A 12224-nucleotide genomic window follows, 5' to 3' on the forward strand; every position below is an offset into this window, starting at 1 on the left:
TGAGTGGAAAGTGAAGAAACATGGCACAGATGTAAAGCGCCGAGTGTGGCGCAAACTGCATATTGCCGTAGATACACATAGCCATGAAATTATTGCCGCAGAACTCAGTTTATCAGGTGTAACAGACGCAGAAGTGATGCCCAATTTACTTAAGCAAACCCATCGAAAAATCCGCAATATCTCGGGTGATGGTGCTTACGACACAAAAGCCTGTCACGAAGCCGTTCGTCGAAAACGCGCTTTAGTGCTAATTCCACTTAGGGAAGGTGCTGACTTCCTGTTAGCAGTCAAAGGTAATCAAAGTGCTTTGCATCAGCGCGAAAAAGAGGCCTTTGAAGCTCATAGAAACCGTCACTCAAATCGAGGCGCAGTGTAGTAGAAAGAATATCGGGAATACCAAACTATAGCGGCGCCAAAGGAGCTGATTGATGCTAAATGGCCGACAATACAAACGTTTGGCAAAGTCATTAGCTATCGGGTACACAAAGGAGAAGGAAAGCTTCAGACACGTTACTACATCAGTTCTGCAATATTATCGGCCGAAGAGTTAGCCTACGCAGATCGTGGTCATTGGGTACTGGATGTAACGATGAATGAGGATGCTTGCCAGATATCTCGAGGTGATAGTGCAGAAAATCTAGCAAGAATGCGGCAGGCTACCACCAATATACTGAAAAATGAACAAAGCAAAGCAAAGCAAAGCAAAGCAAATTAAGTCTACGCCGCAAGAGACGTCTAGCCGCAATAAATTCAGCGTATTTGGATTAGATAATAAAGGCTTAAAAAGCATTCTCGATGCTTACCCTGACAAGTCAATGGGTGCTGAGATGGTCACTTCGGTCGCGGCATCGAAATGTGCCATGATTTAGGTGCACAAAATCTGACTCGAGGTGACCGATATTCACTATAAACTTATCAGCATTGATTTGAGGCCTTTAACCCTAACAATACCATTGCTTTTAATCGTAAAATTAAGCGCACTTTATCACTCGATACTCTCAGCCTACGCTCGTGGTGATGGAAGCCCAGCGCGAATTACTGGAGGCGTACTATCGAAAAGCTCGGTCATACCATCAAGCTTATCCCCGCCAGAATGGTAAACATAAAGGGAAGATAATTTTTTTAAAAACTGGATATATTGACTAATACCACCCATTCTTGATTTGTGCTATTTGCAGTTAATACAGAGTTATAGCCATTTTCCTCAGTGCTGATTTCAATAATATTTCATGCAAGCATGTATTACACGTATCAAATAACGCCCAAGGAAGATCTGCTTTGCAGACTAGATAACTAAGGATACACAATGAAAAACACACTACTCTTCGCAGCAATTAGCTTAGCGATTGCAACTCCCGTTCTTGCCCATAACACTCATGCAAGCCCCTCATTAGGCAACAACACACCAAACAGTTCACCAGCTCAACCCGTCCCGCCACCGCCCTCTGCACCGATTAGCTTAATTGAATCACATAGACCGCTACTGCGGGAGACGCCATTGATGGCATCCCCCAATGATCCGACGATGACAGAGCAGCCTAAGATTCATTCACGCCAGAAACGTCAGATAGAGGTCTCGGAGCAACCCCCACTTAAGTTGCAGAATCATAGCGCCGCGATGCAAGTCAGCGACTGCAGTGACTTTGTTGGGAAATCAGGTCAGGCACTAGTCAATGAACTGAGCCAATCTACGCCCGAATGTGTCGGTAAACTCTATAGCCTCAAAGGCAGTAGCGCGACCGCACTATTTAGCGAGGCCAATGTGATCAGTGTGGCCAACGCCATTGCCACTAAAGCAAAGGACTACACTGGGGTCGATATTCAGCATCTTGAGTCCCATATTTACTTTATTCGTGCCGCCCTTTATGTGCAGTTTTACAGCCCAAATGATGTGCCTGCTTACAGCAATGCTGCTAAGGTCAGCTTAAAATCTGCCCTTAATGCTTTATTTGCGAACGCTGCAATTTGGACTGTCTCCGATGCTAATGCTGGTGTGTTAAAAGAAGCCTTAATCCTGATTGACTCAGCCGAGCTCGGCGCCGAGTTTAATCATGTCACTATTAAAGTGCTTACGGACTATGATGCTAATTGGCAAGCCAGTTTCGCCATGAACGCCGCAGCCAATTCAGTGTTTACCACCTTATTCCGAGCCCAATGGAATGATGACATGCAGGCGCTGTTCGCGCGTGATCAAGGGATTTTAGATGCACTGAATAACTTCCAACTCGAACATCGCGACTTGTTAGGCACCAATGCAGAGTATCTTTTGGTCAACTCAGTTAAAGAGTTATCTAGGCTGTATTACATTGACGCCATGCGCCCGCGAGTGACCCAGCTGGTCAAAAACATCCTCAGCAGCACCAGCAAAACCGAACCGAGCAAAGTGCTTTGGTACGCGGCGGCTGAAATGGCCGACTATTACGATCGCAGCCATTGTAACGATTACAATATCTGTGGTTTTAAGGCGCAGTTAGAAGCCGATGCTTTACCTTTTAATTGGAAATGCTCCGACAGCCTCAAGATCCGCGCCCAAGATCTCTATCAAGATCAAGCCAAATGGGCCTGTGATGTGCTGACCAGCCAAGAAAGTTATTTCCACAGTAAACTCGAAACGGGCATGCAACCCGTGGGGCAGGATAACAACGATGACTTAGAGCTAGTGATCTTCGGCAGTTCGTCTGAGTATAAATCTTTAGCCAACAGTATCTTTGGTATCAGTACCGACAATGGCGGCATGTATTTAGAAGGTTCGCCCGCCGGACTCAAAAATCAGGCACGTTTTATCGCCTATGAAGCCGAATGGCGCACGCCAGATTTCCACGTCTGGAACCTGCAACACGAATACGTACACTACCTCGATGGACGCTATAACCTGTTTGGTGACTTTAGTCGTGGCACTTCGGCCAATACCATTTGGTGGATTGAAGGCCTCGCGGAATACATCTCTTACCGTGACGCAAACCCTGCGGCCATTGCCATGGGCGAAACCGGTGAATATATGTTATCGACCATATTCAAAAACAACTATGAATCTGGCCAAGACCGCATCTATCGCTGGGGTTATCTAGCGGTGCGTTTCATGTTTGAACACCACAGGGACGATGTGAGACAGATTCTAGCCTACCTACGCAACGATCAATATGCAGAATATCAAGCCTTTATGGATAATATCGGCACACGTTACGATAACGAATGGCAGGGTTGGCTCGCCAGTGGTTTAAGCACGGCTGACGATGGCATAGTCGATAAGGGCCCGAGTGATGTCGACGCTGAGCCCAGTGGCCGCGAAGGCAACTGGACAGGACCAGCAGGCACTATCAGTAAGGATTACTCACCTTGCCAAGTGACGAACGAAGCCTACCGTTACACTGAATCGGCCAGCCTGAAAATTGATGTGCCGATGGAATGTATCGATTCAAAACTCGGCCGCGCCAGTTTCAGCTTCACCAATACCGATCGCACAGCCCAAGAGCTTTGGATCAAGATTGGCGGTGGTTGGGGAGATGCCGACATTTATTTCGATTCTAGAGGCTGGGCAAGCCCTGAGCAAAACCAAGGCGCTGGTATCGGTAATGGTAATTATCAAGTGATTAAGGTGCAGTTAAACCCCAACGAGTATTGGCACTACATTACCTTATCGGGGGACTTTGGCGGTGTTGATATGCAAGTCAGCACCACTGAGCTATTTGCTGATATCGACCCCGATCTGGGGGATGGCGGCGTGGATCCTGAGCCACCAGCCAATTGCGGCGCAGCGACCTTAGATTACGGTAAGCTCACCCTAGGCAAAAATGAGTGCATCAGTGGCGGGCGTAACAGCTTCTACTTCTGGGTTGAGGAAGATGATACCCAGTTCACTGTCACCACTAAGGGCGGCTCTGGGGATGCCAATATTTACTTCAATGCCAGTCAGTGGGCCGACGCAGATAATGCCGATGCAAAGAGCGCTCAAGCAGGAAATCAAGAATCGCTTAGCTTCAGCGCCAATCGTGGCTGGCGTTATATCACGATTGATACTGCCACTGAGTTTAGCGGCGTAACACTGACCTTAAGCACAGGCACGAGTAACACACCCGATCCGGTGCTCATTGCCAACGCCTGCGCGACGCAATCACCTTTAAGTTATGGTGAACTCAGTGCTGGCAAAGCCATTTGCACCGCCGATGGGCGCAACGATTATTACCTTTGGGTACCAGAGGGAACGAATCAGCTAAGCATCAACTCCGCCCACGGCAGTGGTGATGTTAGCCTATTTTCGGGAACGACTTGGGCGAATGCTCAACACTTCGATGCAGCCTCTGTGACACCCGCCAACACGCGGGAAAGCATCACAGTCAATGCACCAAACGTGGGGTGGTATTACATCACAGTGCAGAGTGAGCCCCAGAGTGCGGGAGTCGCACTGCAGGTTGATTTACGCTAGTTTGATGACTCGCATTGCTTAAGTAACCTGAACTCGATGTATGGACTCCACCAACCTACAGTAGTAAGTTGGTGTCGACCAAAACAAAAGGAGTCCATACATGAGTAAGCCTACAATAATATCTCTCGACCTTGCAAAAAAGTCATTCAAGTTTGTAAAGTGAATCCATATGGTGAGTTGTTATTCAATAAAGCCATGTCACCACAAAAAACGAAAGAGCTTCTTGCAAACTCTCCTCCTTGTATCGTTGCTATGGAAGGCTGTGCTAGCTTTCACTACTGGGCTCGAGTCGCACAATCATTTGGACATGAAGTCAAAGGGATGGCACCTAAAAAAGTAAAACCCTATATCAGCAATCAAAAAACAGACGCTAATGATGCTATCGGCATTGCCATCGCATCAACACAGTTAGGAATGACTTTCTGCCAGGTTAAAGACCTATCACAACAGAACATTCAAGCGATTCAAATCAGCAGAAAATGGTTCGACCGAACAATCACATCACTGGGTAACCACATACGAGCGTTGTGTTTTGAATATGGCGCTATCATCACGTTAGGTAAAAAGTCATTAAGGCAAGCCATCACTCACTTTATTTCGCCAGAATCAACAGACTTACCTGAGCAAATCAAACCATTGCTCATGATTTTATGGCAACAATATCAAACAACAGAAGAGCACTACAAAGCGGTAACGTTACAGTTAAAGCAGTGGGTCACTCAATCAGAACCTTGTAAACGCTTGATGAAACTCGAAGGCGTTAGTCATATTGGTGCAGCCGGTTTACTGGCTTGCTTAGGTGACGGTCAAGGTTTTAAGAATGGCCAGCATGCGGCTGTCTTCGTTGGTGTTACCCCTAAACAACACAGCAGTGGAGGTAAGGTTGTTATGATTGGAATAGATAAGCATGGTGGCGATAAATACCTGCGTTCAATCCTCTATCAAGGCGCACTCTCTGTTATATCAAGGCTGCCAGTATAGGCAAAAACCTATAAACAGCAATGACTTATCAATTTAGTCAGGCGAGTGGATATAAAACGTGCTTGTGTCGCGTTAATCAATAAAACCGTTCGCACCGCATGGCATTGCTCAATTACAGAACCGAATATAACAGTCAGACCATATAGAATTGTTAGTGCGCACTGTTCTTGTCTTCAAATCATCCCAAAATATCTAAATTTAAATACGACTGTATACCCATACATTGTTAGGCGATTTACGGCAGGATCAAACATTAGGAAAAAAGACGAGAATTTGTATGGTAACAGGAGCGGGAGTTTTTGATTAAGCTAACGAGCTGAAACACGGAATGAGGCAAAGATTTGTTAGCCCAAAGATCATGAAAAATGATCGCGTTCGCGCGTGAACCAGACTAGGTAAGTCTGATTCATTGAGTCATTCTCTCCTAGAGTGATTCAATGGCTCATTTTTGGACATTAATGAGTTAGTGCAAAGGGTCTAAGAATAGGTAGTGGGATTAGTAAATGTATGGGTACCAATTAAAGTTTACAATGACCCCACATTTCCACTGCCCCCACATTTCAATTATTGCTTCTCAATCTACCGTCTTAGTATTTTCTACCTTCTGTGTATCTACTACCGTCTTAGCATCGCCTGCCTTCTGAGAGGTTAAAACGGCCTTCTCTTTATTAACATCATTTACTGAGTCTGCTGACTTAGGCTTCCCCAGAGTGAGATATCCAATAACAAAAGAGATAACAACAATTGAAGCCGTTGCCATCCACCACCGAACATACCTTTTTATCTGGATATCAAGATAATCTTTATTACTTTTTAACACTGGGTCAACAGAGTCATCAATTTCACTATCCATTATGATCTTTTTGTAATTAAGATTTAGGATGTCCTTAATTGTTCTTGAAGCAGCTTCAAATCGTTTTTTAGCCTCATGCGCTGTCATTACTAACCACATAGATGACACTAGGCAAAGTATGATTACAATTGCTAGGTAGACACCAGAAAAAATATTTTCACTCCCGTTGTCCTTAACTCCATTGACAACAACCACTGTCAATATGAATGTTAATATAACAAATACATTGTTCTTGAAGACATCCAGCAAATCATCCGCTATTGCGTAGGTTTTAGTTGTTGACTCAATGATAATCTCACCAATTTTGTTCTTCACATCCAAATAATTTTGAATATTTCCCTTGAGATATATCTGATAATTAGATCTAACCGTATTCCAAACCTCATTATCAAACTTAATACTCCCACTATCATCCAGATGGATAGAAAGTACATTTCTCAACAAGCCAATTTTATCTGCGCAGGATCTGTAGTGGCATAGTGAATTTGGCCACCTAATAAGAAATGTTATGATCCTCTCATAACCCATTTAGGTGACAACATGAATAAAAGTAAACGTGCTCGATATAGCGCAGCCATTAAGCTCGAAACCGCTCAATTAGTCGTTGATCAGGGTTACACACAAGAAGCGGCGGCAAAAGCCATGAACGTGGGGAAATCGACGGTCAGTAAGTGGGTAACACAGCTTCAGATTGAGCGCCAAGGGCTTGCACCTAAAGCCTCCCCCATGACACCTGAGCAGATTGAAATCAGGGCGCTAAAACGCGAAATTGAACGAATTAATCTCGAGAAAGAAATCCTAAAAAAGGCTACCGCTCTATTGATGTCGGACTCGCTGAACAATTCTCGATAATCGAGAAACTCAATCAGAGCAATAAATATCCTATTTCAGTGTTATGCCACGTATTCAACGTGAACCGGAGTAGCTACCGTTATTGGGCAAGCTGTGAGCTTGTGGTGACACCTGAGCAGCGGCGTTTAGAATGTGAAATCAAAGCAATACATGCTGAAAGCAAGCAATCTGCAGGGGCGAGAAGTATCGCAACAATCGCCTCTGAACGTGGCTTTACGTTAAGTCGTTATCGGGCGACTCGGTTAATGAAAAAGCTCGGATTAGTGAGTTGCCAACAACCTAGACACCGCTATAAAAAGGCTGAAAATGAGCATGTGACAATCCCTAATGCACTTAAACGGCAATTTGCAGTTGTCGAACCTAACACCGTTTGGTGCGGCGATGTGACGTATATTTGGGCGGGTAATCGTTGGTGCTATTTAGCGGTTGTGCTGGATTTATTTTCGAGAAAGGCCATTGGTTGGGCGATGTCATTTTCACCGGATACTGAGTTAACGGTAAAAGCGTTAGAAATGGCATTTGAATCACGAGGGAAGCCTAAAAACCTGATATTCCACTCCGATCAAGGCTGCCATTATACCAGCCTGAAATACCGTCAACGGCTGTGGAAATATCAAATCACCCAGAGCATGAGCCGTCGCGGTAACTGCTGGGATAATGCGCCAATGGAGCGATTTTTCAGGAGTTTAAAAACGGAATGGATCCCGACCCAAGGCTACAAGAGTTTTAGCGAAGCTAAACAAGATGTGACTGATTACATCATTGGTTATTACTGTGAAGTCAGGCCACATCATTACAATGCAGGATTGAGCCCAAATGAATCAGAGCGAAGATTTTGGGAAGATTCTAAAGCTGTGGCCAAATTTAGTTGACCACTACACTTGTGTTGTTTTGGTTTCATCATTCAGAATTTCACTTAGCTGCTTAAGGCTGTCGCGAGCTTCTTCTGGAATTACCACAGCAGTATCAAGGAAATTGTATTCTACCTTGATAGTGTCCTTTAATTTACGCCAATAAGCAGAGCCATGCAGATTGATAAAGTTGATTTGTGGTATATCAGATGAGTTTCGTCCGAATACCCCTGATTGACAAACGTAATTATTGAAGTTGCGTGCTGATAGGGTTCTTTCGAGGAAGCCACTTGATCCGTCATTGATGTTGAATTCAAGATTCCCTTTCTTAATCATCTTGTCTGCTACTAATGGTACACAGCCATCGTAGTTAGTAGTGAAAAGGTTACAACGTCTTTGAAAGTCACTCTTCTGTTGTAACAGCCTTACGATAGAGTCAATGAAAATTTCATAATTTCCGATAGTCTCTTTTCTTAGTTCTATTTTTTCACAGACCTTACACTGATCGTCGTTCGTACATTCTTCATCATGAGGAATATGGATGTCACTCAGCTGAAACTTACATACTGGCTCGATAATGTTTTCGTAGTAGTACATAAACAGCAAAGTGTGATGACTCTTATACTGATCCCCAAGCTGATCTAGCTTAGTTGCGAGCGTTTCAATCGTTTCGTTCTTTTTTTCATCATCTGAGTCTTTGAGGGGCAGCCATAGCGTCGGAAATAGACCACTGGAGGCTCCTGCACCGATAAGAAAGTTAAGTTTGTGTTGGTAGATTTCGTTTAAAGGTATAGTTGCCATTTAGACTTGTTACTGAATTGATAAACGTATTTTTCATAGTAAATCTATTAGATAAACTCAGTCAAAGAGTAGCGTGAATAAATGGTGTATATATCCGCTGAAACACGGAATGGGGCAAAAATTAGTTATCCCGAAACTGCAAAAATGACGGCGTTCAGCCCGCAAACCAGACTAGGCAAGAGTGATTCAGATAGGGGCAATTTAAAGGCCCAAGAAGGGCCTTTAAATAATTTTAGTGAGCGGCAAGGGCTGCGTAGATTTTAGGATCTTGCTGAATCGTCGCAAGCACTTTAGCTGCTAATCCTGCAGGATTGCGGCGTTTACCTTCCCAACTTTTAACTGTGTCTACACTGACCCCCATCGTGGCAGCAAATTCGGCCTGCGTCACTTTAAGCAGATCTTCACGGATTGACTTAACATCAGCAACTTCATAACGAGTTACTCGAGCGGGCTTTTTGAGACCATGATGAATTTCTACCGCTTCTTCAAGGGAGGCTTGAAGTTCGTTAAATATACTCATTTGCTCTCTCCTTTAAGTGATTGAACGATTAGTTTTAATTTGGCCTTTTCTTCCGCAGTTAGACTATCTTTAACTGCTTTTGGATAAGCGAGCACCAGGTAAATTTTATCGGCCAGAGCAAGGACATAGAGCACTCGTATACTGCCACTCTTCCCTTTGTTGCCTACAGCCATTCTAACCTTTCGTAGGCCACCTGTACCTTTGATCATATCGCCTTTATCCGGCTGAGCAATAAGCTCTGCTTGCAAATCCTTTAGTTCGTCATCTGTTGCAAGTTCCTTGATCTGTCTTGTAAAGATCGAGGTTTCGACAAACTCAATAGCATAGCTCACTAATTAAAATCCTTATACCCCAAGGTGTACATTGTACACCTTAAGAATATGGTAATCAACACAGCGTTATTTGCCATTTTTTTGATACCACACACTCGTCAAGACTGCTTTATTGAATCACTCTGTATTAGAGTGATTCACTCGCTCATTTTTGACAACGCCCGCATTTGCGGCTGATTTGGAGCGCAGCGGAAAACCAGTATCAACATGCGTTTGTTAGGGCTAAAAGACTGACTTATTGAGGATGACATTTGCATCATAACCCGTACTAAAAGGACGGAGTTCCTCATAAATTGCTTTAGCTAAGTCTGAAACTTCATTTGTAAGAATTTCTAATGCTTCAGTCTTATTTTCTTCATTAAATATTTTTCGGCTACCATCAGGAACATTGAGAGTATCACGATAAGCTTTTACAGAATTAAGAAAAGCTAAATGCGCTCGAGTTTTCTCCACAAGCGCCAACTTCATGTAGCTAGGTACATTTAAATCTGCATTCATATGAAATGCGATTGCGGCCAAATCATAGCTACTCAAACTTTTCACAGTTCTCTTTTTGTAGTCAGGCATATCAGCAATCATGTTCTTTAATAGTCTGATTACGGATTTCAAATTTCCAGCGTACAATGAATCTTTATCATTTATCATTTTTATGTGGGTAAACGGATAATTAAGATGAAATTCATGATTTGACTTATGATATATTTTAATACCTCGGTCGCTTTCTTGGTCTGAACGCTGATATTTTGTTGTATCAAACCAAATGGCAGGAACAATATCAACCTTCCGTTTCAAGCTTCCACCTTCTAAAGCAATTGACTTATTCCCAGAAATATCCACTTCTGCTTTGGGAAAATTAACGGGCAGAATACGTTCTGATTTTGACCTCACATCTTTAACAATATCAATTAAATTTCTAGGATCTGTTGCTGGAGAGTATCTATTTGGATTAACCTTCGGAAGTTCAATATTTACAGGATTAGTAACAATAATCAGCATATCAACATCGGAATGCCCTTTAATATGAATATCTAAAGCCACTGAGCCTTGAAGCCGTTTTGTGACTGTTTCACCACTATTCTGCAAGCTGTTCATAAGACTGTCAGCAACTCGATTACCCTCGCTAATAGATACCTTAGTAGATGCAGGTTCAACAGCGGCCATTGCGCCTATTGTGTATTTGACACCAGCGACTTCATTCAGGCTTTCAAATGATTCTGATTTCCTGACATCGACTCCACGCTGTATTGCATTGTTGGCAGACAAAGATTCCATAGACTCATAAATAGCTCGTTCACGAGTTCCTTGTCTGCGCTCTTTTAGCGATTTCAATCGCTTTTCAAAATCAATCATTATTTAACCCTTTTTAAATTCATTACACCAAATGTCTTTCTTCCTGCACTATTGAAATAGGAGGCTTTGCCAACTGTAAGTTCTTTATTAAATTCAACTTCGCAGTAACCTTTATGAGAATTTAATTCGTGGCTCTGCTCTATTTCTGGCTCATTTTTATAACTATATGAGAGAAGCCAGCCACCTGTTGGACCGAATCGCTTAGAAAGCGTTGCCGTATAACTTACGCTTTGACTGTTTTTTGTTTTTAGGTGTATTTGAATGTTCTTCCAAGTTTGCTCAATTCCGATAGATCCTTCCCAGTCGTATTTAGTAGTCCCATCATCATTTAGCGTTTGCCCCTTTAGCTCCCATGTCCCATTTATGTTTGGCACTTCAAAAAATGAAATTTTCCATACCCATTTATTGAATATCCAGTGGAGCAAAAAATATACTAAACCAGTGGTAATTGTTGCTTTTGTAAATGCATCAATGCCACTTAGATTACTAGCAATAGCAAATAGTTGAGAGATCCCACCTGAGAGGGCAATAGATAGAAACCCCAACCACCTTCCAATAGCAGATCTATCATGTCCAAATACAGCATAATCGTGCATAAATTTCTCCGTGATTTAATCGGGGCACTAACATCTTAGATCACTTGTTGGACTTGGCGGCTACCACATCCATGTCAATTGGTATAAATGATGCTATAGAATTTTGCTTTTTTGCGGAAGCGGTTTTTTATACTGTTTGATCTGTCTCTCAAAGTTCATCTGAGTTAGAACCGACCATAATGGCGCCACTCTAGATGTTGGGCCTGCTAGGGCGGCGTGACAAGCTGTGGTAAATGGCAACAGCAGCGGTAAGTCTATCAATTATCTCTATTTTATTACCCGTCATCCTGCGGCTCTCTTTGCCCCACTGTAGGCTGTCTCTTGATCACATCTTTTGCTCAAGAGACAAGGCTAGCTGGTAACCTTCAAGGATGGTTTGCAGTTTAAACCATCCTTGCCATAACCTTTCCCAGCCYACAATTCCGCTTCGTTTGCTGTCATTCCAGCCCGCGAGTTTTCCTAATCTTAGATAAGCCCAATGCACACTGGGGACTTGTTCGGGCGGTTGGCTTTTTTCCGTCTTTAGCCATAACAACTTCCAGGCCAATGGGCTTAACAGGCTATCGCAAGGCCGTTTTTTCGCTTGTTCAGCTTGGCCTGCGTAACAACGCAGTTGCTGGATACGTGTGGCGATAAATGCCAGAATCACAATCATCCGCTCCAGA

At 43.4% G+C, this 12224-nt stretch carries 10 protein-coding genes and 4 pseudogenes; 7 read left to right on the forward strand and 7 right to left on the reverse strand.

All coding sequences use genetic code 11. The features are described 5' to 3' along the window. The 6 genes and pseudogenes from L5L98_RS21825 to L5L98_RS21845 all read left to right on the forward strand — a co-directional run. Positions 1–277: pseudogene (locus L5L98_RS21825) on the forward strand (transposase); the annotation flags it as partial. A gap of 117 nt (positions 278–394) precedes the next feature. After that, a pseudogene (locus tag L5L98_RS22465) lies at positions 395–715 on the forward strand (ISAs1 family transposase); the annotation flags it as partial. Then, complete coding sequence (locus L5L98_RS21830; RefSeq protein ID WP_263143502.1) at positions 678–869, forward strand: hypothetical protein; 192 nt, start codon at positions 678–680, stop codon at positions 867–869. The pseudogene L5L98_RS22465 and the gene L5L98_RS21830, both read left to right, overlap by 38 nt. 30 nt (positions 870–899) lie before the next feature. Further along, positions 900–1099, forward strand: a pseudogene (locus L5L98_RS21835) (IS110 family transposase); the annotation flags it as partial. A 207-nt stretch (positions 1100–1306) separates the two neighbouring features. Continuing rightward, entirely contained in the window at positions 1307–4423 is a 3117-nt protein-coding gene (locus L5L98_RS21840) for a M9 family metallopeptidase (protein ID WP_263143504.1), read from the forward strand. 144 nt (positions 4424–4567) lie between these two features. Next, on the forward strand, positions 4568–5404 hold the full coding sequence (locus L5L98_RS21845; protein WP_411569161.1) for an IS110 family transposase: 837 nt from the start codon (positions 4568–4570) through the stop codon (positions 5402–5404). Between the two features lie 574 nt (positions 5405–5978). Here the strand turns inward: L5L98_RS21845 and L5L98_RS21850 are convergent. Then, entirely contained in the window at positions 5979–6578 is a 600-nt protein-coding gene (locus tag L5L98_RS21850; protein ID WP_263143508.1) for a hypothetical protein, read from the reverse strand. Positions 6579–6797: 219 nt separating this feature from the next. Between L5L98_RS21850 and L5L98_RS21855 the strand changes: the two genes are divergently transcribed. After that, positions 6798–7981, forward strand: a protein-coding gene (locus tag L5L98_RS21855; protein ID WP_155730205.1) for an IS3 family transposase whose coding sequence is annotated in 2 segments (ribosomal slippage) — positions 6798–7056 and positions 7056–7981 — 1185 coding nt in all. Because the reading frame shifts where the segments join, the coding sequence is not laid out codon by codon here. A 3-nt stretch (positions 7982–7984) separates the two neighbouring features. On the opposite strand, the gene L5L98_RS21860 is transcribed toward L5L98_RS21855, so the two are convergent. The 6 genes and pseudogenes from L5L98_RS21860 to L5L98_RS21885 all read right to left on the reverse strand — a co-directional run. Continuing rightward, positions 7985–8761, reverse strand: coding sequence for a hypothetical protein (locus tag L5L98_RS21860; RefSeq protein WP_263143512.1), 777 nt, complete (start codon positions 8759–8761; stop codon positions 7985–7987). 232 nt (positions 8762–8993) lie between these two features. Further along, complete coding sequence (gene nadS, locus L5L98_RS21865; RefSeq protein WP_011074394.1) at positions 8994–9281, reverse strand: NadS family protein; 288 nt, start codon at positions 9279–9281, stop codon at positions 8994–8996. After that, positions 9278–9613: a type II toxin-antitoxin system RelE/ParE family toxin gene (locus L5L98_RS21870; protein WP_411568961.1), complete on the reverse strand. Its 336-nt coding sequence runs from the start codon at positions 9611–9613 to the stop codon at positions 9278–9280. Before L5L98_RS21870 ends, nadS begins: the two co-directional genes overlap by 4 nt. A gap of 222 nt (positions 9614–9835) precedes the next feature. Then, positions 9836–10963 (reverse strand): hypothetical protein, encoded by a 1128-nt coding sequence (locus L5L98_RS21875; RefSeq protein ID WP_263143514.1) that lies wholly within the window; start codon positions 10961–10963, stop codon positions 9836–9838. Further along, positions 10963–11559, reverse strand: coding sequence for a hypothetical protein (locus L5L98_RS21880; protein WP_263143517.1), 597 nt, complete (start codon positions 11557–11559; stop codon positions 10963–10965). Before L5L98_RS21880 ends, L5L98_RS21875 begins: the two co-directional genes overlap by 1 nt. A gap of 325 nt (positions 11560–11884) precedes the next feature. Further along, positions 11885–12224: pseudogene (locus tag L5L98_RS21885) on the reverse strand (IS4 family transposase); the annotation flags it as partial.

It is taken from the genome of Shewanella sp. SM23 (assembly GCF_025654295.1).
GTDB classification, from domain to species: domain Bacteria; phylum Pseudomonadota; class Gammaproteobacteria; order Enterobacterales; family Shewanellaceae; genus Shewanella; species Shewanella oncorhynchi.

Excerpts from the sequence above, each read along its gene's own strand:
- L5L98_RS21860 (WP_263143512.1), bottom strand. The coding sequence starts at position 8,761 with ATGGCAACTATACCTTTAAACGAAATCTACCAACACAAACTTAACTTT.
- nadS (WP_011074394.1), bottom strand. The coding sequence starts at position 9,281 with ATGAGTATATTTAACGAACTTCAAGCCTCCCTTGAAGAAGCGGTAGAA.
- L5L98_RS21840 (WP_263143504.1), top strand. The coding sequence starts at position 1,307 with ATGAAAAACACACTACTCTTCGCAGCAATTAGCTTAGCGATTGCAACT.
- L5L98_RS21880 (WP_263143517.1), bottom strand. The coding sequence starts at position 11,559 with ATGCACGATTATGCTGTATTTGGACATGATAGATCTGCTATTGGAAGG.
- L5L98_RS21830 (WP_263143502.1), top strand. The coding sequence starts at position 678 with ATGAACAAAGCAAAGCAAAGCAAAGCAAAGCAAATTAAGTCTACGCCG.
- L5L98_RS21875 (WP_263143514.1), bottom strand. The coding sequence starts at position 10,963 with ATGATTGATTTTGAAAAGCGATTGAAATCGCTAAAAGAGCGCAGACAA.